The following is a 19,370-nucleotide window of genomic DNA, read 5'->3' as shown; positions in this document are numbered from 1 at the left end:
TCAGCCCTTTCCGTGGCTCGGTTGCACGACAAATCCGTGAGAAGTGACGCTGTACCGGAAGTTCTTCTTGGGCGGTACCTCGTCGAAACGAGGTGCTGCCCAGGGGTGGCATCTCGCGATGCGGGCCGCTGCCATCGCCGAACCGACGACGACACCGTGTTGCTGCACCGCTCCCAGAGCGTACGCGGAACAGCTGGGGTAATACCGGCAGACGTCGCCGTACAGCGGGGAGATCGCAGCGCGATACCCACGAAGCGCCAACACCGCAGCATTGCGGGGCGCCAGGCAGGTGGCAGCGAGGACGCCGTTCATCGGTGCGCTTCCGCAGCCTCGGCGGTGACGCCGCGTTTGGCGAAGGCGCGGTCGACCTCGGCATGGAGCGAGGCGAACGGAGCCGTCGCTGCAGACGGCAGGGCACGGATGACCACGTCAGCGCCGCGGGCAGCGTGAACGACGCTGTCGTGGCAGATGGCCTTCAAGCGCCGTCTGACGAGATTGCGGGTCACTGCGTTTCCGACCGTTTTCGCAACGATGAACCCGAAGCGCGGCTGTCCACCCTTCGGGTTCATGCGTACGTACGTGACCGTGTGCTCGCCGACGAACCGGGACCCGCGACGAACTACCCCTCGGTAGTCGTCGCCGGACGTGATCCGGCTCGCACGCTCGAGCACGACGGCTCTACGCGGAGAGTTCGGTGCGGCCCTTGGCGCGACGAGCCGACAGGATGCCGCGGCCGGCACGCGTGCGCATGCGCAGACGGAAGCCGTGCTTCTTGGCGCGACGACGGTTGTTCGGCTGGAAGGTTCTCTTGCTCATAATTACGATCTCCGGATCATGACCCACCACTGCACAGGTGGCAGCAGGGTACGGAAGGGTGCCCGTGGGCAGAAGTCAACTGATTAAACCTACGGTCTACTCGCGCGAAGGTCAAACCAGCGGCGCCCAAACGAATGATTATCCACAGGATTCTCAGAAATTGTAGCAGTGACACGCAGGGCGGCCGTACAGTGATTTGGGACTGGGGCGACGTGTTGTTAGCGTAAGCCCTCGGGTTATGCACAGCGTGTGGATAGCACCGCGCTCAGCCCCGAATACTCAGGGGAGAGCCTGTGGATGAACCTGTGAGTATGTGTGGGGAGAACTATGTCGGACGCCGACGATGCGATCGCTGAGACCTGGCAATCGGTGCTCGAGATCCTCTCCGTCGACGACCGCATCACCCCGCCGCTCCGCGGGTTCCTCAACCTCATCGTCCCCAAGGGCATCATGGGCGGCACCTTCTACCTCGAGGTGCCCAACGAGTTCACGATGGGCATGCTCAACCAGCGCATGCGGGCACCGATCCTCGCCGCACTCGCGTCCATCGTCGACGGCGGCCCCGTCGGCAACTACGCGATCGTCGTCAACCCCGACATCGTCGAGGAACGGTACGAGCAGACCGGCTTCCAGCACATCGACCCGGCACCGCTCGAGTCACCGCAGCCGCAGCTGACCCCGACGCCCACCTTGCCGGCGCGCGAGAACGACACCCGACTCAACCCGAAGTACAGCTTCGACAACTTCGTCATCGGCCAGTCCAACCGGTTCGCGCACGCGGCCGCGGTCGCGGTGGCCGAAGCGCCGGCCAAGGCCTACAACCCGCTGTTCGTGTACGGCGACTCCGGACTCGGCAAGACCCACCTCCTCCACGCCATCGGCCACTACGCGATGAACCTCTACGCAGGGATCCGCGTCCGGTACGTGTCCAGCGAGGAGTTCACGAACGACTTCATCAACTCGATCGCGAACAACCGCGGCTCGTTCTTCCAGTCGCGGTACCGCGACATCGACATCCTGCTGATCGACGACATCCAGTTCCTCCAGGGCAAGGCGGAGACGCAGGAGGCGTTCTTCCACACCTTCAACACCCTGCACGATCACAACAAGCAGGTGGTCATCACCAGCGACCTGCCGCCGAAGGCACTCACCGGCTTCGAAGAGCGGATGCGTTCGCGCTTCGAGTGGGGACTCATCACCGACGTCCAGGCTCCCGACCTCGAGACCCGCATCGCGATCCTGCGCAAGAAGGCGCAGAACGAGAAGCTGCACATCCCGGACGAGGTCCTCGAGTTCATCGCCACCAAGGTGTCGAGCAACATCCGTGAGCTGGAAGGCACGCTCATCCGGGTCGTCGCGTTCGCGAGCCTGAACCGGACGGCCGTCGACATGACGCTCGCCCAGACGGTGCTGAAGGACGTCATCAGCCTCGACGACGACAATGTCATCTCGCCGATCGACATCATCAACACGACGGCCGACTACTTCAAGCTCTCGGTCGACGACCTGTACGGCTCGAGCAGGTCGCAGGCCGTGGCGACGGCGAGGCAGATCGCGATGTACCTCTGTCGCGAGCTCACGAACCTCTCGCTCCCGAAGATCGGTCAGCTGTTCGGCAACCGGGACCACACGACGGTCATGTACGCCAACCGGAAGATCACCGACCTCATGCAGGAGAAGCGCTCGATCTACAACCAGGTGACCGAGCTCACGAGCCGCATCAAGCAGAACCTCCGCTACGGCGCCTGACCCCTGACCGGTCACTGAGCCTGTCGAAGTGCCGCCCCTCGACAGGCTCGGGGACCGGGGAACCGCTACGGCGCCTGACGCGTCCTGGTGAACGTTTCCGGCCCCTCGACGCACTCGGTGCGCCCGAGGGGCCGTTTTCGTTCATCAGGCGACGACGAGCGCTCATTCGACGACATGATCCGGGCCCGATCTCTCCACATTCCGGCCTCGCAGCCCTGTGGATAACCTGTGGAGAGATGTGGAAGCTCCGGGCGGGCTTGTGAGTGAACATCGTTCACCGGCCTCCGCGCCCCACACCCTCGTGTCGTTCTCTCCACAGGCCACCACCAAGTTACACACATGTAGTTCCCTGTGTTCGAGCGGGTTCGGCGGACTTATCCACAGTTTCCACACCGGTTAAGACTGTTAACCGTTAATTCAATGATCTCTCCGCCAAACAACCTTTCCCCAGGCTCGCTTCTCCACAGCACCTCGTCCCACTCGACCGCGGAAGCAGACCCACTAGCATTGGTGACGTCATCGAGAGCCAGAGACAGGGGACTTGTCGTGCGATTCAGCGTCAACCGGGATGTATTCAGCGAAGCCGTCTCGTTCGCAGTGAAGCTGCTCCCGCAGCGCCCGACGCTGCCGATCCTCAACGGCATCCTCATCGAAGCCGGTGACGACGGTCTCATCCTGTCCTCCTTCGACTACGAGGTCTCCAGCCAGACCGGCATCGCGGCCGAGGTCGAGGAGGCCGGTACGGCACTCGTCAACGGCCGGCTGCTCTCGGAGATCGCCAGCAGACTCCCGAACGCGCCCGTCCGGTTCAGCAAGGTGGAGAACCGCATCGAGGTCACCTGTGGTTCGGCCCGGTTCACCCTCGGATCGATGCCCGTCGAGGAGTACCCGACGATCCCGCAGGTCGACGCCGACTTCGGCCTCGTGCCGGCCGACGAGTTCGCAACCGCTGTGAGCCAGGTCGCCGTCGCCGCAAGCCGCGACGACGTGACCCCGGTCATCACCGGCGTGCAGCTCGAGGTCTCCAAGACGAGCCTCAGCCTCGTCGCGACCGACCGTTACCGGGTCGCGGTCCGCGAGATCGACTGGGACTCGGGCCAGGGCGACGGTTCCAGCGAGACGATCACGGCTCTCGTGCCGGCTCGCACCCTCCAGGAGGTCGGCAAGACCTTCGGCCACAGCGGCAACATCAACGTCGCGATCACGAATCGCGACGACCGCGAGCTCATCGCGTTCCGGGCCGACCGCAAGACGGTCACCTCGCTGCTGATCAAGGGCAACTTCCCGCCGGTCAAGCGGCTCTTCCCCGAGACGACCGACAACTACGCGATCATCAACACCGCGGAACTCATCGAGGCGACCAGGCGCATGTCGCTCGTCCTCGAGCGCGAAGCGGCCCTCCGCTTCACCTTCACCATCGACGGCCTCACGCTCGAGGCCGTCGGATCCGAGCAGGCGCAGGCATCCGAGGGCATCGACGCCCTCCTCACCGGCGACGACATCGTGCTCTCCCTCAAGCCGCAGTTCCTGATCGACGGTCTGACCGCGGTCCGGAGCGAGTACGTGCGGTTCTCGTTCACGAAGACGGAGAACACGAACAAGCCGGGACCCATGCTCATCACGAGCCAATCCTCCAAGGACCAGCCGGGTGCCGACAGCTACAAGTACCTGCTGCAGCCGAACCTGCTGCTGCGCTGACACGCAAAGGATCCACCATGCACATCGGTCTCGTCGGTCTCGGCAAGATGGGCAACAACATGCGCACGCGTCTGCGTGCGAACGGCATCGAGGTCACCGGTTTCGACCGGAACCCCGATGTCACCGACGTCGCGACGATCAGCGACCTCGTCGCTGCGCTCCCGGCACCTCGCACGGTCTGGGTCATGGTCCCCGCCGGGGCCATCACCGACTCCGTCGTCGAGGAGCTGAACGGCCTACTCGAGGCCGGCGACCTGATCATCGACGGCGGCAACAGCCGCTTCACGGACGACTTCAAGCACGCTGAACTCCTGTCGGCGAAGGGCATCGACTACATCGATGCCGGCGTCTCCGGCGGTGTCTGGGGTGTCGACAACGGATACGGCCTCATGGTCGGCGGTTCCAAGGAGCAGGTGGAGCGGGTCATGCCCGTCTTCGACGCCCTGCGTCCTGAAGGCCCGCGCGATGAGGGCTTCGTCCACGTCGGAGAGGTCGGCGCCGGCCACTACGCGAAGATGGTGCACAACGGCATCGAGTACGCGCTCATGCAGGCGTACGCCGAGGGCTTCGAGCTCCTCGACAAGCGCGAGGACATCATCAAGGACGTCCCCGGCACCTTCAAGGCCTGGCAGCGCGGTACCGTCGTGCGGTCCTGGTTGCTCGAGCTCCTCGTCCGCGCCCTCGAGGAGGACCCGGACTTCGAGCAGATCGAGGGCTACGTCGAGGACTCGGGTGAGGGCCGCTGGACGATCGAGGAGGCCATCGCGAACGCGGTGCCCGTCCCGACCATCTCGGCATCGATCTTCGCCCGCTTCGTCTCGCGCCAGGAGGACTCGCCGGCCATGAAGGCGGTCGCCGCACTCCGCAACCAGTTCGGCGGACACGCGGTCAAGAAGGCCGACGACTGACGACACGACGTCTCCTGACGAACGAAACCGACCCTCCCGGAGCATTCTGCTTCGCCGGAGGGTCGATTTCGTTCACCCTGCGTCGTCGTGACGGGCGCGCTCGGACGTCCGACGGCGCCCCGACCCGTTCGGCGTCAGGGCGAGGCGGTAGGGTGACGTGGTGATCGTGCGGCACTTGAATCTCACCGACTACCGCAACTACGCGGTGGTCGACGTGGCGCTCGAACCCGGACCCAATCTGTTCGTGGGTCGCAACGGCCAGGGCAAGACCAACCTCGTCGAGGCGATCGGATACCTCAGCAGCCTCGGGTCCCATCGGGTCTCCTCCGAACAGGCGCTCATCCGACACGGTGCCGATGCGGCGATCATCCGGGCCCGCATCATGCACGACGGTCGTGAGCTCCTCGCCGAGGTGCAGCTCAACCGGGGTTCGGCCAACCGTGCGCAGGTGAACCGGTCTCAGATCAAGCCGCGTGAACTGCCGCGGTACGTGTCCACGGTGCTCTTCGCGCCGGAGGACCTCTTGATCGTCCGCGGCGACCCGTCGGCGCGCCGGCGGTTCATCGATCAGCTCCTCGTGCAGCGGATCCCACGGCTGGCCGGCGTGATGGCCGACTACGACCGCTCCCTGAAGCAGCGGAACTCGCTCCTCAAGTCGGCGAGGGCGCGTGGGCTGAAGTCCGGGCCCTTGGCGACGCTCGACCTCTGGGACGACCGACTCGTGCAGTACGGCACGGAGATCATCGCCGAACGCCTGCAGCTCCTGGCCATGCTCGGTGGGCCACTGCGCGGAGCGTACGAGGCCGTCGCCGGCGACGATCACCGACCGGTCCTCCTGCCCGTGCTCAGTATCGCCGGCACCGATGCCGAGGACGAGTCGGCCGCCGCTGACCCGACTGAGGGCGTCGAGCCGGGCGCGCCCGTCGATCTGGGGCGCATCGCGGAACGGTTCCGCGCGGCGCTCGCGCAGCGCCGGTCGGCAGAGCTCGAGCGTGGCCTGACGCTCGTCGGACCGCACCGCGACGACGTGTTCTTCGGTCTCAACGGGCTCCCGGTGAAGGGGTACGCGAGCCACGGCGAATCGTGGTCGTTCGCGCTCGCCGCCAAACTCGCCTCGGCCGAGCTCCTCCGGGCCGACTCGTCCCTCGGCGATCCGGTGCTCATCCTCGACGACGTCTTCGCCGAGCTCGATTCGCGTCGCCGGGAACGCCTCGCGGCCGCGGTCGCGGAGTACGACCAGGTCATCATCACCGCGGCCGTGTTCGACGACGTCCCCGAACGGTTCACCGCGCACGTCGTGCGCATCGAAGCCGGACGGATCGTGGACGGTCCGGACGAGGAGGCCGCCGTCGTGAGCGAGCCGCTCCCCGCGGAGTCGACGCATGACTGAGCCGCGCCGACTCGGACGGGATGCCGACCCGGCGGGGGAACTCTCCGCCACGGTGTACCTCCGGTTCAAGGAGATCTTCGGCGGCGAACGGGTCTCCCGTGACCGCAAGCGCCGGGAACGCTCGGCCGAGGGGCCCCAGGACTCGGTGCCGTACGGTGTCGGTCGCGACCCCAAGGGCCTCGGGACGGTCATCGATTCGCTGACCGCCGGACTCGGGTGGAATTCGCCGCTCGCCCAGCACGAGGTGCTCGGGAACTGGGCGGAGTTGTGCGGCGAGGACACCGCCAGGTACTCCGAACCGGTGTCGATCTCGGACGGCGTCCTGCTCGTGCAATGCCAGTCGACGGCCTGGGCGACACAGCTGCGCCACATGCGCCACGAGATCCTCGTCCGCATCGCCGAACGCTATCCCGACGCCGGTGTCGACACGATCCGTTTCCAGGGCCCCGGAGCACCCTCCTGGAAAAGAGGCCCCAGGTCGATCCCAGGGCGTGGTCCACGCGATACTTACGGCTAGGGAGGCAAATACGGCCTCCGGGCACGGAAAAGTGCCTCAAACGGGCGTTTTCTCGCGGCTTCACGGGGTCTGTTTGGTAGGATGGAACGGTCGAATCTCGACGGTTTGGAGCCCTCTTTTCCTATGACATCAGAACCCAACACGCACGCCCAAGACTCTGATTACGGCGCAAGTGCCATCCAGGTTCTCGAAGGTCTCGAAGCCGTCCGGAAGCGGCCCGGTATGTACATCGGGTCCACCGGTCCACGTGGTCTGCACCACCTGGTCTACGAGATCGTCGACAACTCCGTGGACGAGGCCCTCGCCGGCTACTGCGACACGATCCTCGTGACCATCCTCGAGGACGGCGGCGTCCGCGTCATCGACAACGGTCGAGGCATCCCGGTCGACATCCACCCGGTCGAGAAGAAGTCGACCGTCGAGGTCGTCCTGACCATCCTGCACGCCGGCGGCAAGTTCGGTGGCGGCGGGTACGCGGTCTCCGGTGGGCTCCACGGCGTCGGTTCGTCCGTCGTCAACGCACTGTCCACGCGCCTCTCGGTCGAGGTCCGTCGTCAGGGTTCGGTCTGGCGTCAGAGTTTCCAGCACGGTGTCCCCGACGCCCCGCTCCACGAGGACGAGCCGTCCTCCGAGACGGGTACCACGATCACCTTCTGGCCGAGCGCCGAGACGTTCGAGACGACGGAGTTCGACTACGAGACGCTCCGGACCCGCTTCCAGCAGATGGCGTTCCTCAACAAGGGCCTTCGAATCGAGCTCGCTGACGAGCGGCCGTTGCGCGACGCCATCGAGGCCGAGGACGTCGACGACAACTCGGCGGCCCACTCGCAGCGCAAGGACGTCTTCTTCTACGAGCGCGGTCTCGAGGACTACGTCGAGTACCTGAACAAGGCCAAGCGTGCCGAGCTCGTCCACGACGAGATCATCTCCTTCGAGTCGGAGAACACCGAGCGCAAGATCGCGCTCGAGGTCGCGATGCAGTGGACGACGGCGTACAACGAGAGTGTCCACACCTACGCGAACACGATCAACACGCACGAGGGCGGCACCCACGAGGAAGGGTTCCGTGCGGCGCTCACCACGCTCGTGAACCGATACGCACGTGAGAAGGGCATCCTCAAGGAGAAGGACGACAACCTCTCCGGCGACGACGTCCGCGAGGGTCTCACCGCCGTCATCTCCGTCAAGCTCTCCGAGCCGCAGTTCGAGGGCCAGACGAAGACCAAGCTCGGCAACACCGAGGCGAAGGCGTTCGTGCAGAAGGTCGTGAGCGAGCAGCTCAACGACTGGTTCGACCGCAACCCCAACCAGGCTAAGGAGATCATCCGGAAGGCGCTGCAGGCCGCGACCGCTCGTCTCGCCGCCCGGAAGGCGCGTGAGACGGCCCGCCGCAAGGGCCTCCTCGAGGGTGGCGGCATGCCCGGCAAGCTCAAGGACTGCCAGTCGAAGGACCCGTCGCTGTCCGAGATCTTCATCGTCGAGGGTGACTCCGCAGGCGGCTCCGCCGTGCAGGGTCGCAACCCGGAGACCCAGGCGATCCTCCCGCTCCGTGGCAAGATCCTCAACGTCGAGAAGGCACGCCTCGACCGCGCGCTCGCGAACAACGAGGTCCAGGCCATGATCACGGCTTTCGGTGCCGGCATCGGTGAGGACTTCAACCCCGACAAGGTGCGGTACCACAAGATCGTGCTCATGGCCGATGCCGACGTCGACGGCCAGCACATCACGACGCTGCTGCTGACGCTCCTGTTCCGCTACATGCGTCCGCTCGTCGACCTCGGCTACGTGTACCTCGCGCAGCCGCCGCTCTACCGCCTGAAGTGGTCGAACGCCGACCACCAGTACGTGTACAGCGACCGCGAGCGCGACGCCCTCCTCACCGACGGTGTCGCCTCGGGCAAGCGCATCCCGAAGGAGAACGGGATCCAGCGCTACAAGGGTCTCGGCGAGATGAACTACAAGGAGCTGTGGGAGACCACGATGGACCCGCAGACGCGGACGCTCCTCCAGGTCACCCTCGACGACGCCGCTGCTGCCGATGAGATCTTCTCCACGCTCATGGGCGAGGACGTGGAGTCCCGACGGACCTTCATCCAGAAGAACGCGAAAGACGTCCGCTTCCTCGACATCTGAGTGGCACGAACCACCCTCATCCACCGGTCACTGAGCTTGTCGAAGTGATCCACCTCGCACCAAACAGGCCCTTCGACAAGCTCAGGGACCAGGAGAAGTAAGAGAACATGGCAGACGAAACCAACGACGAGATCACGGTCCCGGACGAGGACCACGGCGTGCACGGACGGATCGACCAGGTCGACCTGCAGCTCGAGATGCAACGCAGCTACCTCGACTACGCGATGAGTGTCATCGTCGGCCGTGCCCTGCCCGACGTCCGCGACGGCCTGAAGCCCGTCCACCGCCGCGTGATCTACGCGATGTACGACGGCGGCTACCGCCCCGACCGTTCGTTCTCCAAGTGCGCGCGCGTCGTCGGCGACGTCATGGGTCAGTTCCACCCGCACGGCGACACGGCCATCTACGACGCGCTCGTCCGCCTCGTGCAGCCGTGGAGCCTGCGGTACCCGTTGGCGCTCGGCCAGGGCAACTTCGGCTCACCGGGCAACGACGGCGCGGCAGCCCCTCGGTACACCGAGACGAAGATGGCCCCGCTCGCCATGGAGATGGTGCGCGACATCGACGAGGAGACCGTCGACTTCCAGCCCAACTACGACGGCGAGTCCCAGGAGCCGGTCGTCCTGCCGGCGCGCTTCCCGAATCTGCTCGTCAACGGTTCCGTCGGCATCGCGGTCGGCATGGCCACGAACATCCCGCCGCACAACCTCCGCGAGGTCGCCGACGGTGCCCTCTGGCACCTGGCGAACCCGGAGGCCAGCCGGGAAGAGCTCCTCGAGGCGCTCATGCAGCGCATCAAGGGGCCGGACTTCCCGACCGGCGCGCAGATCCTCGGTATCAAGGGCATCCAGGACGCCTACCGCACGGGTCGCGGTTCCATCACGATGCGGGCCGTCGTGAACGTCGAGGAGATCCAGGGCCGGACCTGCCTCGTCGTCACCGAGCTCCCGTACCAGGTGAACCCCGACAACCTCGCGTTGAAGATCGCCGACCTCGTCAAGGAGGGTCGCCTGGGCGGCGTCGCCGACATCCGCGACGAGACCTCCGGTCGCACCGGCCAGCGGCTCGTCATCGTGCTGAAGCGCGATGCGGTCGCGAAGGTCGTCCTCAACAACCTCTACAAGCACACGCAGCTGCAGGACAACTTCGGCGCGAACATGCTCGCGATCGTCGACGGCATCCCGCGCACGCTGCCGCTCGACGGGTTCATCACCAACTGGGTGACGCACCAGGTCGAGGTCATCGTCCGCCGCACCGTGTTCCGACTCCGCAAGAAGGAGGAGCGCGCACACATCCTCCGCGGCTACCTGAAGGCGCTCGACGCGCTGGACGAGGTCATCGCGCTCATCCGTCGCTCGCCGTCCGCCGACGAAGCGCGCACGGGCCTCATGGACCTCCTCGAGATCGACGAGCTCCAGGCCAGCGCGATCCTCGACATGCAACTGCGTCGTCTCGCCGCCCTCGAGCGTCAGAAGATCATCGACGAGGCCGCCGAGATCGAAGCGCAGATCGCCGACCTCAAGGACATCCTCGCGAAGCCGGTCCGCCAGCGCGAGATCGTCAGCGAGGAACTGACCGCGATCGTCGACAAGTACGGCGACGACCGCCGCACCGAGATCATGTTCGGGTTCGACGGCGACATGAACATGGAAGACCTGATCCCCGAAGAGGAGATGGTCATCACCGTCACCCGCGGCGGGTACATCAAGCGCACGCGCAGCGACAACTACCGTCAGCAGCACCGCGGTGGCAAGGGCGTCAAGGGTGCCCAGCTGCGCGCGGACGACGTGGTCGACCACTTCTTCGTGACGACGACGCACCACTGGCTCCTCTTCTTCACGACGAAGGGTCGCGTGTACCGCGCGAAGGCCTACGAGCTGCAGGAGGCCGGCCGCGACGCCAAGGGCCAGCACGTGGCCAACCTGCTCGCCATGCAGCCGGACGAGGAGATCGCGGAGATCCTCGACATCCGCGACTACGAGGCCGCGACGTACCTGGTGCTCGCGACGCACGACGGCCTCGTCAAGAAGACGGCGCTCTCGGAGTACGACACGAACCGCTCGGGCGGCATCATCGCGATCAACCTGCGCGAGGGCGACGAGCTCACCTCCGCGCTGCTCGTGGAGAACGACAGCGACGTCCTGCTGGTGTCCCGCAAGGGCATGTCGATCCGCTTCACGGCCAGCGACGAGACCCTGCGGCCGATGGGACGCGCGACGAGCGGCGTCATCGGCATGCACTTCCGCGACGACGACAAGCTGCTCTCGGCGTCGGTGCTTCCGTCCGTCGAGGGTGAGGAACGCGAGGCGTTCGTCTTCGTCGTGACCGAGGGCGGCTACGCGAAGCGCACCAACATCGACCAGTACCGCGGCCAGAACCGCGGCGGTCTGGGCATCAAGGTGGCCAAGCTGAACGACGATCGAGGCACCCTCGCGGGCGCGTTGATCGTCGACGAGAGCGACGAGGTCCTTGTGGTTCTTGCCAGTGGCAAGGTGGTAAGGTCTGCCGTGGCCGAAGTTCCAGCGAAGGGGCGCGACACGATGGGCGTCGTCTTCGCACGTTTCGCGGAGAGCGACCGAATCATCGCGCTGGCCAAGAACAGTGACCGAAACCTTGAGACCCAGGATGTTCCGGAGACGGTTGCAGACGCAGCCGCCACGGAGGGTGCAGCACCCGAGGCATCCGTGCCGGACGAGACTCCGGCGATGAAGGAAGAAGTAGATGAGCAGTAGCGTCGCAGAGAAGTTGGCCAAGAAGTCGACCAAACGCACCAGCACCAAGCAGGTGCGCCTGAAGCTGGTGTACATCGACTTCTGGTCGGCGGTGAAGCTGTCGTTCTTGGCGGCGATCGCGGTCGCCGTGGTCATCGTGGTGTTCTTCTTCCTCGTCTACACGGTGCTCAACACCACCGGTGTCTTCACGAAGGTCGGTGGCCTGTTCACCGACATCGCCGGCCCGGGGAACAACATCCTCCAGTACGTCAACCTGCCGCAGGTCATGGCCTTCGCGGGCATCGTGGCGCTGCTCAACCTCATCGTCATCACGCTGATGGGAGCCCTCCTCGCGGGGCTCTACAACCTCAGCGTGAAGATCACGGGTGGCCTCCTCGTCGGGTTCACCAACAACTGACGCTCCGTCGGGTCGGCGCCGCCCCGCGCGGCGCCGCTCGATTATGAGTTGCGGCGGGAATCGGGTAGTCTCAACAAGGTTCAAAACGGGGCTATAGCTCAGGCGGTTAGAGCGCTTCGCTGATAACGAAGAGGTCCCAGGTTCAAGTCCTGGTAGCCCCACCCTGCACGACCAGCAACACACCGATTGGATCGGATCTCCGGATCTGCTCCATCCGGGGCCTTAGCTCAGTTGGTAGAGCGCCTGCTTTGCAAGCAGGATGTCGGGAGTTCGATTCTCCCAGGCTCCACAGTCCAGAAACGCCCTCGGCAGACGCCGGGGGCGTTCTCCGTTGTCGCAGGGACCGGCGGTTAGGCTGGCGGCATGGATATCCGCGTCGCTGCCTATGCCGTCATCATCGACGAACGGGGCATGCTCCTCTCCCACTGGAACGAGAGCGGACACAGCGGATGGACGCTCCCGGGTGGCGGGATCGACCCCGGAGAGGACCCGGCCGACGCCGCGGTCCGTGAGGTGTTCGAGGAGACCGGCTACCACGCGGAGCTCGACGAGCTGATCGGCGCCGACTCGCAGGTCGTGCCGGCGGAGCGCCGCCTCAGCACGACGGCCATCGGGCCGCTCCACACGCTGCGCATCGTCTACCGGGCGCACCTCACCGGCGGCACGCTGACCTACGAGGCGGACGGCAGCACCGACTACGCCGCGTGGTACCCGCTCGAGGAGGTCGGCTCACTCGACCGCGTCAGCCTCGTCGACGTCGGACGACGCTTCGCCGGCCTCATCTGAGCACAGCCGTCACAACACGAAGCCCCTCCCCGGTCGGAACCGGCGAGGGGCTGCGTCGTGCGAAGCGAGATCAGGAAGCGGCAGGCTCCTCGTCGGAGACCCACAGCTCGTCGTCTGCGCGGAACGTCTGCCAGACGGCGTAGGCGACACCGGCAGCGGCGAGGACGCCGAGGCCGATCGCGATGACGGTACCGGCGCTCGCGCCCTTCTTGGCGGGCAGCACCTGCTCGGGGACGTGGAGTCGGCGGAGAGCCGCCTGCACGCGGGTGTCCTTGGCGATGTCGCCGATGCTCAGCACCGTACCGACGACGCCACCGACAGCGGGGACGACGCCATCCGAGATGCCCTTCCGCACACCGTCGACGGCGTTGCGGGAGACCTTGATCCCCCGGTCGACCGTCGGGACGACGCGGTGCTCGTAGGTGTCGCGCACGACGGGGACCACCTGCTCCTTCGAGTAGTTCCCGAGCTGACGGCTCACCTCACGAGCGACTTCGTTGGCGTGGTTCAGGACATCCTGCTGGGAGTCCCAGAGGTCGGCAGCGGAACCCTTGAGCTTCTTGAGCTCTTTCCGGCGCTTGCGTGACAGGCTCATGTGGTCATCTCCAATGATCGCGGCAACAACGTAACCTCCATCTTGCCACTTAGACCCCTGGATACCATCCGAGAGTCCCGAACCCTTGTGCAAGAATTGGGAGTATGTCAAAGCACACCGCAGTCGCCACGTTGCACACCAACCACGGTGAGATCAAGGTCAACCTCTTCGGGGACCACGCTCCCAAGACGGTCAAGAACTTCACCGACCTGGCGACCGGCGGGCGCGAGTGGACGGACTCGAAGACGGGCCAGACCCGGAACGACGCGCTGTACAGCGACCTCATCTTCCACCGCATCATCCCCGCGTTCATGATCCAGGGCGGCGACCCGCTCGGAACCGGAACCGGTGGCCCCGGCTACAACTTCGACGACGAGATCCACCCGGAGCTCAACTTCGACGAGCCCTACATCCTCGCCATGGCGAACGCCGGCAAGCGCCGCAACGCCATCACGGGCGCCGTCGAGGGCACGAACGGTTCGCAGTTCTTCATCACCACCGTTCCCACGCAGTGGCTCCAGGGCAAGCACACCATCTTCGGTGAGGTCGCCGACGCCGAGTCCCGCGCGGTCGTCGACGCCATCCAGGCCGTCCCGACCGGTGCCGGCGACAAGCCGATCGAGCCCGTCGTCCTCGAGAGCGTCACCATCTCCGAGGCCTAGACCCCGCTCGGAGGACAGACCGTGACCCTGCCCCGGGATCCGTCGGCCAACTTCTGCTATCGCCACCCCGACCGACAGAGCTTCGTGCTCTGCCAGCGTTGCGGCCGGACGATCTGCGGAGAGTGCCAGACGCCCGGGGCAGTCGGTTTCATCTGTCCGGAGGACATGAAGGCGCAGCGACAGAGCGCCCCTCGCAACCGTCTCGGCGCGAGGATCAGCAACTCCTCCCCCATCGTCACGTACGCGATCATCGCCGTGACGGCGTTGGTGTTCCTGCTGCAGTGGATCCCCGGGCTCGGCGTCACGAACGCGCTCCTCTACGCCGGCGTGTATTCCGATCCGTCGTACGGTGCCCTCCAGCCCTGGCGGATGCTGACCGCCGTGTTCGTCCACTCGCAGGGCTTCATCTTCCACATCCTGCTGAACATGTACACGCTCTGGATCTTCGGGCGGATCCTCGAGACCATGCTCGGGCACTGGCGGTTCCTCGCGCTCTACCTGGTCGCCGGGTTCGCCGGTTCAGTCGGTGTCCTGTTCCTCGCCGACCCGAGGACGGCCGTCGTCGGCGCCTCGGGCGCGATCTTCGGTCTCCTCGGCGCGTTCCTCGTCATCCAGCGACGCATGGGTGCCGACACCCGCGGGCTGCTGGTGCTCCTGGGCATCAACCTCGTCATCGGCTTCATCCCCGACGTGAACATCGCCTGGCAGGCCCACCTGGGCGGCCTCGTCGGAGGCGCCCTCGTCGGCCTCATCCTCGTCAACACCCGGAAGCGCACCCAGCAGCCACTCCAGGCGGTCCTGATCGGCGCCTTGAGCGTCGTCCTCGTGGGCGCCAGCCTGCTCCCCGCCCTGCTCTGAGCGGGACCGCACTTCGACAGGCTCAGTGACCGGGTTCGGCTCGTCGACCGGGCGCGGACCAGTGGTGCCCTCGATCGTGAGCCGTAACCCTGCAGCAGAAGTCGAAGGTTGCCCGAGTTATCCACAGAGTTATGAACACTGGGGATAATTACACCGGTGTGGTTCCCCGTGTTTCCGGGGCTCCCGGCGTTTCTCCACATCGACATGTGGATAACTCGGAAGTTCTCCACATTCCTGTGGAGAACTCGTCATGTCGGTGCCCGGTACAAGAAACAGCGGGCCGTCCGAGAGGACGACCCGCTGTGCACGACGTGAAGTGAGGGGGCTAACGCCACCTGGTGGTCATGAGGAAGCCGATGAAGGCGATGCCGAAGCCGACGAGGATGTTCCACGGTCCCAGCGACTGGATCGGGAGCAGCGTGCCGCTCAGGTAGTAGACGACGATCCAGGCGAGGCCGAGGAGCATGAAACCGAACATGACCGGCTTGAACCAGACCGCGTTCGGTGCGGGTTCGCCGCTCGTCTGCTCGGGTTCGCGGGACGGTTTGCTTCGTGACTTCGTGCGTGCCATGCCGACATTCTACCTGTTCACCCCAATCGGTGCCTCGGGGGTCAGCCGATCCCGAGTTCTTCTCGGTAGAATCCAGGCGTGACCGACGACCTACCTTCGCGAGCGAGCGCACGCGCCGCTGAGCGCAGAGCGCCGTCGAAGCACCGCATCAGCGTCTTCGGGGTCGCCGGCGAGCTGCTCATCACGGCGGGCATGGTCGTCCTGCTGTTCCTCGCCTGGCAGCTCTGGTGGAACGACATGATCATGGCCGGCAGCCAGGCGAACGCCGCGTCGAGCCAGTCGCAGGAGTGGATCAAGAACGCCGAGACCGCTCCGGCGCCCGAACCGACCGTCGATGCATCCGGCGCGCCGAACTACGGTGAGCCGCCCGTCACCGCCCGCCCCGCGCCGGGCGACCCGTTCGCCGTGCTCTACGTGCCCCGGTACGGCGCCGACTACCGTCGCGTCGTGGCGGAGGGTGTCGACACCGCGACCGTCCTCAACAGCTTCGACCTCGGCGTCGGTCACTACCCGAGCACCCAGATGCCCGGAGAGGTCGGCAACTTCGTCGTCGCCGGTCACCGTAAGGCCTACGGCGGCGCGATGACCCTGATCAGCGACCTGCAGATCGGCGACAAGGTCTATGTCCAGACGGCCGACGGCTATTACACCTACGTGTTCCGGAACATCACCTACGTGTTGCCCACCCAGGTCGACGTCCTCAACCCCGTCCCTCAGGTCGACGGCGTCGCACCCACGCAGCGCATCCTCACCCTGACCACCTGCAACCCGCTCTACTCGACGGCGGAACGCAGTATCGCTTACGCGGTGTACGAGTCCTGGCAGCCGCTGTCCGCCGGGCCACCCGCCGAGATCGCCGCGTCCGTCGCGGCCGCTGGAGGCTGACGATGTACGGCGCACTCTGGAGGGTCCTGCCCGGACCCGTCTGGCTGAGGATCATCATCCTCGTCGTCCTGTTCGTGGCGGTCGTGGCCGCACTCTTCACCTGGGTGTTCCCCTACGTCGACTCGTTCATCGTCGATCAGAATGTGACCGTCGGCGACGAATGACCCGCGTCCTGGTCATCGACAACTACGACAGCTTCGTCTACACGCTGAACGGGTACGTCGAACAACTGGGTGCAGAGACCGTCGTCGTGCAGAACGACGGCATCGCGCTCGACGACCTCGAGCAGCGGATCCGCGGGTTCGACGGCGTGCTCGTCTCGCCCGGACCCGGCCGACCCGCTGACGCCGGGATATCGATGGCCACCGTGCGCGCGGCGTACCGCACCGGCACGTCACTCCTCGGGGTGTGCCTCGGACACCAGGCGATCGCCGAGGCGTTCGGAGCGACCGTGCACACCGCCGACGAGCTGATGCACGGACAGAGCTCGCTCGTGGAACACGACGGGAGTGCCCTCTACCGCGGAATCCCACAGCAGTTCAACGCCACCAGGTATCACTCGCTCGCCGTCGTCGACGGCAGCGTGCCCGAGGAGCTCGTCGTGACGAGCCGCACGACCAGCGGCGTGATCATGGGACTCCGCCATCGTGAGGCCCCGATCCACGGCGTGCAGTTCCATCCGGAATCGGTTCTCTCCGAGGGCGGCTACCAGCTCCTGGCGAACTGGCTGGAGACGGCCGGGCTCACCAGTGCGCATGAGCGTGCACGTGGGCTCAGCCCGCTCATGACCCGGTAGGCCCTTCGACAGGCTCAGGGACCGGAAAGCAGACTCAGGGACCGGAAAGGAAGCTCAGGGACCGGAAAGCAGACTCAGGGACCGGAAAGGAAGCTCCGGGACCGGAAAGCAGACTCAGGTACCGGAAAGCATGCTCAGGGACCGTCGTTGGACGGGTCCAAGAGCCAGCGCAGCCTACGGGCCGGTGCAGTAGGTCAGCGTGATGATCGACTTCTGCGGGATGTCGCCCGGTGCGGGTGACATGGCCGTGATCGGGTCGCCGGCGACAGCCTTGCACGTCGCGTCCGCCTGCGGCTGCACTGTGAACTGCCTCGTCGCGTCCTGGAGGTAGTTCGTCGCATCGAGGAGCGGCTGCCCGACGACATCCGTCAGCGTGACGTTCCCGCTGGAGACGACGAGGTTCACCGTGGCCCCCTGGTCGACGGAGGTGCCAGCTCCGGGGTCCATGCGCAGCACGACACCTGCCGGCACGGTGGGCGAGTTCTCGCGGGTCACGGAGCCTTGCGTGAGGCCGGCGGCGGCGACTGCAGCCCACGCGGCCTCGGAGGACTGGTTGATGACGTCGGGGACCTCGACCTGTGCACGGCCGGTCGACACGTAGACCTTGATCTGCGTGTTCTTGGTCACCGTGGTGCCGCCGGGCGGGTCGGTGCGGATGACGTGACCCGCCTCGTAGTCGCTGCTCGCTTCGTCGAACTTGGTCGGGACGAGCTCGAGCTGCTCGATCGTGCTGTTCGCGCTCTCCCACGTGGCGTCGACGAGATCCGGCACCTCTCGGGAGTCCGTGGAGATGCTCGTCGCGGGCGGAAGCTGCACCACCCAGAACACGAGTGAGAACAGAATGACGGCGATACCGGCGATGGCGGCCCAGATCCACACGACCGGTGGCCGACGCTGGGTGCGCGTCACGGTGTCGTCCGAGGTGAGCTGACGGATCGCCTGCTCGGTGCTGGACGCCGCCGTCGGCGATGGGCCGAACAGTGAGTCGTGGTCGTCGCGTCGGACCGGAACATGGCCCGCTCCTGCTTCGTCGAGATCCTCACGGAACTCGACGGCGCTCTGGTACCGCTCGAAGCGATCCTTCGCGAGGGCTCGGAGGACGACCTGGTCGAGCGCCGGCGACACCTTCGGGTTGATCGAGCTCGGCTTCACCGGGCGCTCGCTCACGTGCTGATAGGCGACGGCGACGGCGGTGTCGCCCCGGAAGGGTGCCTTGCCCGTCAGCATCTCGAACAGGACGACGCCGGTGGAGTAGAGGTCGGTCCGGGCGTCGACCGTCTCGCCCTTGGCCTGCTCGGGCGAGAAGTACGCGGCCGTGCCGAGGATGGCGGTCGTCTGGGCGACCGTCGTGGACGAATCCGAGACGGCGCGCGCAATACCGAAGTCGGTGACTTTGACGTCGCCAGCCGTGGTGATCATGACGTTGCCCGGCTTGATGTCACGGTGCACGACGCCGGCTCGGTGGGAGTACTCCAGTGCGGTGAGGATGCTGTGCGCGATGCGCACGGCCTCCTCGGACTCCACGGGTCCCTCGGCGATGAGGTCCTTGAGCATGCGCCCTTCGACGTACTCCATGACGATGAACGGTTCGATGAGATCGTGCCCCGAGCCGTCCTTCACCCGCTCTTCGCCGGCGTCGTAGACGCGGACGATCGTGGGGTGGGCCATCCGAGAGGCAGCCTGCGCCTCTTGACGGAAACGGGAGCGGAACGCCGGGTCGGTGGCGAGGGTGGACTTCAGGACCTTGATGGCGACGGTGCGACCGAGCTTGGTGTCCACGCCGCGGAAGACGTTGGACATGCCCCCGCGACCGATGAGGTCGCCGACGACGTATCGACCTGCGAGCAGGCGTTGATCGTCAGCCACGTACCACCCCT

The 19,370-nt window shown here is 65.9% G+C and carries 20 protein-coding genes and 2 tRNA genes; 16 read left to right on the top strand and 6 right to left on the bottom strand.

The genetic code is table 11. From position 1 onward, the window contains the following. From yidD to rpmH, 3 genes are read right to left on the bottom strand one after another with little or no spacing between them, the layout of a single operon-like run. Positions 1-312 carry a membrane protein insertion efficiency factor YidD gene (gene yidD / locus B9Y95_RS08795; RefSeq protein WP_079003764.1) on the bottom strand — a complete coding sequence of 104 codons (312 nt, stop codon included), beginning with the start codon at positions 310-312 and terminating at the stop codon, positions 1-3. Next, on the bottom strand, positions 309-671 hold the full coding sequence (gene rnpA, locus B9Y95_RS08790; RefSeq protein ID WP_085511499.1) for a ribonuclease P protein component: 363 nt from the start codon (positions 669-671) through the stop codon (positions 309-311). The genes yidD and rnpA overlap by 4 nt, the downstream gene beginning before the upstream one ends. A 7-nt stretch (positions 672-678) precedes the next feature. After that, complete coding sequence (rpmH, locus tag B9Y95_RS08785; RefSeq protein ID WP_056010217.1) at positions 679-816, bottom strand: 50S ribosomal protein L34; 138 nt, start codon at positions 814-816, stop codon at positions 679-681. Between the two features lie 327 nt (positions 817-1,143). On the opposite strand from rpmH, the gene dnaA reads away from it, so the two are divergent. The 11 genes from dnaA to B9Y95_RS08730 all read left to right on the top strand — a co-directional run bounded on the left by dnaA (position 1,144) and on the right by B9Y95_RS08730 (position 13,126). Next, positions 1,144-2,565, top strand: coding sequence for a chromosomal replication initiator protein DnaA (dnaA, locus tag B9Y95_RS08780; RefSeq protein WP_064294038.1), 1,422 nt, complete (start codon positions 1,144-1,146; stop codon positions 2,563-2,565). 546 nt (positions 2,566-3,111) lie between these two features. After that, on the top strand, positions 3,112-4,263 hold the full coding sequence (gene dnaN, locus B9Y95_RS08775) for a DNA polymerase III subunit beta (RefSeq protein WP_064294037.1): 1,152 nt from the start codon (positions 3,112-3,114) through the stop codon (positions 4,261-4,263). A 17-nt stretch (positions 4,264-4,280) separates the two neighbouring features. Further along, complete coding sequence (gnd, locus tag B9Y95_RS08770) at positions 4,281-5,171, top strand: phosphogluconate dehydrogenase (NAD(+)-dependent, decarboxylating) (protein ID WP_064294036.1); 891 nt, start codon at positions 4,281-4,283, stop codon at positions 5,169-5,171. A 160-nt stretch (positions 5,172-5,331) separates the two neighbouring features. Next, entirely contained in the window at positions 5,332-6,561 is a 1,230-nt protein-coding gene (recF, locus tag B9Y95_RS08765) for a DNA replication/repair protein RecF (protein WP_085511732.1), read from the top strand. Further along, positions 6,554-7,078: a DciA family protein gene (locus B9Y95_RS08760; RefSeq protein WP_085511498.1), complete on the top strand. Its 525-nt coding sequence runs from the start codon at positions 6,554-6,556 to the stop codon at positions 7,076-7,078. The genes recF and B9Y95_RS08760 overlap by 8 nt, the downstream gene beginning before the upstream one ends. A gap of 123 nt (positions 7,079-7,201) precedes the next feature. Next, complete coding sequence (gyrB, locus tag B9Y95_RS08755) at positions 7,202-9,211, top strand: DNA topoisomerase (ATP-hydrolyzing) subunit B (protein WP_079704323.1); 2,010 nt, start codon at positions 7,202-7,204, stop codon at positions 9,209-9,211. 107 nt (positions 9,212-9,318) lie between these two features. After that, positions 9,319-11,943: a DNA gyrase subunit A gene (gene gyrA / locus B9Y95_RS08750; RefSeq protein WP_085511497.1), complete on the top strand. Its 2,625-nt coding sequence runs from the start codon at positions 9,319-9,321 to the stop codon at positions 11,941-11,943. After that, positions 11,933-12,340, top strand: a complete 408-nt coding sequence (locus B9Y95_RS08745) for a DUF3566 domain-containing protein (protein WP_056010202.1) — start codon at positions 11,933-11,935, stop codon at positions 12,338-12,340. The genes gyrA and B9Y95_RS08745 overlap by 11 nt, the downstream gene beginning before the upstream one ends. An 87-nt stretch (positions 12,341-12,427) precedes the next feature. After that, positions 12,428-12,501, top strand: a tRNA-Ile gene (locus B9Y95_RS08740). 55 nt (positions 12,502-12,556) lie between these two features. Beyond that, positions 12,557-12,629: transfer RNA gene (locus B9Y95_RS08735), tRNA-Ala, on the top strand. A 74-nt stretch (positions 12,630-12,703) separates the two neighbouring features. Further along, a complete protein-coding gene (locus B9Y95_RS08730; RefSeq protein ID WP_085511496.1) occupies positions 12,704-13,126 on the top strand; it encodes an NUDIX hydrolase in 423 nt (140 codons plus the stop codon). Positions 13,127-13,196: 70 nt separating this feature from the next. Here B9Y95_RS08730 and B9Y95_RS08725 read toward each other — a convergent pair whose 3' ends face one another. Further along, the gene (locus tag B9Y95_RS08725) at positions 13,197-13,721 is read right to left on the bottom strand and encodes a hypothetical protein (RefSeq protein WP_085511495.1); all 525 of its coding nucleotides are present in this window, start codon (positions 13,719-13,721) and stop codon (positions 13,197-13,199) included. A 104-nt stretch (positions 13,722-13,825) separates the two neighbouring features. On the opposite strand from B9Y95_RS08725, the gene B9Y95_RS08720 reads away from it, so the two are divergent. Together B9Y95_RS08720 and B9Y95_RS08715 are read left to right on the top strand one after the other, a co-directional pair. After that, positions 13,826-14,383, top strand: coding sequence for a peptidylprolyl isomerase (locus tag B9Y95_RS08720; RefSeq protein WP_064294028.1), 558 nt, complete (start codon positions 13,826-13,828; stop codon positions 14,381-14,383). 165 nt (positions 14,384-14,548) lie between these two features. Then, on the top strand, positions 14,549-15,241 hold the full coding sequence (locus B9Y95_RS08715; RefSeq protein ID WP_234994030.1) for a rhomboid family intramembrane serine protease: 693 nt from the start codon (positions 14,549-14,551) through the stop codon (positions 15,239-15,241). A gap of 325 nt (positions 15,242-15,566) precedes the next feature. Here B9Y95_RS08715 and B9Y95_RS08710 read toward each other — a convergent pair whose 3' ends face one another. Next, positions 15,567-15,812 (bottom strand): cell division protein CrgA, encoded by a 246-nt coding sequence (locus B9Y95_RS08710; protein ID WP_064294026.1) that lies wholly within the window; start codon positions 15,810-15,812, stop codon positions 15,567-15,569. Positions 15,813-15,890: 78 nt separating this feature from the next. Between B9Y95_RS08710 and B9Y95_RS08705 the strand changes: the two genes are divergently transcribed. The 3 genes from B9Y95_RS08705 to B9Y95_RS08700 are packed head-to-tail and all read left to right on the top strand — an operon-like array spanning position 15,891 to position 17,493. Continuing rightward, positions 15,891-16,697, top strand: a complete 807-nt coding sequence (locus B9Y95_RS08705) for a class E sortase (protein WP_143736387.1) — start codon at positions 15,891-15,893, stop codon at positions 16,695-16,697. 2 nt (positions 16,698-16,699) lie between these two features. Further along, entirely contained in the window at positions 16,700-16,861 is a 162-nt protein-coding gene (locus B9Y95_RS20830) for a hypothetical protein (protein WP_162852296.1), read from the top strand. Continuing rightward, positions 16,858-17,493 (top strand): anthranilate synthase component II, encoded by a 636-nt coding sequence (locus tag B9Y95_RS08700; protein ID WP_085511493.1) that lies wholly within the window; start codon positions 16,858-16,860, stop codon positions 17,491-17,493. The genes B9Y95_RS20830 and B9Y95_RS08700 overlap by 4 nt, the downstream gene beginning before the upstream one ends. Positions 17,494-17,667: 174 nt before the next feature. Here B9Y95_RS08700 and pknB read toward each other — a convergent pair whose 3' ends face one another. Beyond that, on the bottom strand, positions 17,668-19,359 hold the full coding sequence (gene pknB / locus B9Y95_RS08695) for a Stk1 family PASTA domain-containing Ser/Thr kinase (RefSeq protein WP_085511492.1): 1,692 nt from the start codon (positions 19,357-19,359) through the stop codon (positions 17,668-17,670). Positions 19,360-19,370 lie beyond the last annotated feature (11 nt).

The sequence above is a fragment of the Plantibacter flavus genome, from assembly GCF_900177615.1.
Classification (GTDB): Bacteria; Actinomycetota; Actinomycetes; order Actinomycetales; family Microbacteriaceae; genus Plantibacter; species Plantibacter flavus.
Note: the sequence above shows the minus strand (reverse complement) of the source record. Positions and strands in the feature narration are given on the sequence as shown.

What these genes read in the sequence shown, in the direction of transcription:
- yidD (WP_079003764.1), bottom strand. Translation starts at nt 312, where the DNA reads ATGAACGGCGTCCTCGCTGCCACCTGCCTGGCGCCCCGCAATGCTGCG.
- rpmH (WP_056010217.1), bottom strand. Translation starts at nt 816, where the DNA reads ATGAGCAAGAGAACCTTCCAGCCGAACAACCGTCGTCGCGCCAAGAAG.
- dnaA (WP_064294038.1), top strand. Translation starts at nt 1,144, where the DNA reads ATGTCGGACGCCGACGATGCGATCGCTGAGACCTGGCAATCGGTGCTC.
- gnd (WP_064294036.1), top strand. Translation starts at nt 4,281, where the DNA reads ATGCACATCGGTCTCGTCGGTCTCGGCAAGATGGGCAACAACATGCGC.
- B9Y95_RS08760 (WP_085511498.1), top strand. Translation starts at nt 6,554, where the DNA reads ATGACTGAGCCGCGCCGACTCGGACGGGATGCCGACCCGGCGGGGGAA.
- gyrB (WP_079704323.1), top strand. Translation starts at nt 7,202, where the DNA reads ATGACATCAGAACCCAACACGCACGCCCAAGACTCTGATTACGGCGCA.
- gyrA (WP_085511497.1), top strand. Translation starts at nt 9,319, where the DNA reads ATGGCAGACGAAACCAACGACGAGATCACGGTCCCGGACGAGGACCAC.
- B9Y95_RS08745 (WP_056010202.1), top strand. Translation starts at nt 11,933, where the DNA reads ATGAGCAGTAGCGTCGCAGAGAAGTTGGCCAAGAAGTCGACCAAACGC.
- B9Y95_RS08730 (WP_085511496.1), top strand. Translation starts at nt 12,704, where the DNA reads ATGGATATCCGCGTCGCTGCCTATGCCGTCATCATCGACGAACGGGGC.
- B9Y95_RS08725 (WP_085511495.1), bottom strand. Translation starts at nt 13,721, where the DNA reads ATGAGCCTGTCACGCAAGCGCCGGAAAGAGCTCAAGAAGCTCAAGGGT.
- B9Y95_RS08720 (WP_064294028.1), top strand. Translation starts at nt 13,826, where the DNA reads ATGTCAAAGCACACCGCAGTCGCCACGTTGCACACCAACCACGGTGAG.
- B9Y95_RS08715 (WP_234994030.1), top strand. Translation starts at nt 14,549, where the DNA reads ATGAAGGCGCAGCGACAGAGCGCCCCTCGCAACCGTCTCGGCGCGAGG.
- B9Y95_RS08710 (WP_064294026.1), bottom strand. Translation starts at nt 15,812, where the DNA reads ATGGCACGCACGAAGTCACGAAGCAAACCGTCCCGCGAACCCGAGCAG.
- B9Y95_RS20830 (WP_162852296.1), top strand. Translation starts at nt 16,700, where the DNA reads ATGTACGGCGCACTCTGGAGGGTCCTGCCCGGACCCGTCTGGCTGAGG.
- B9Y95_RS08700 (WP_085511493.1), top strand. Translation starts at nt 16,858, where the DNA reads ATGACCCGCGTCCTGGTCATCGACAACTACGACAGCTTCGTCTACACG.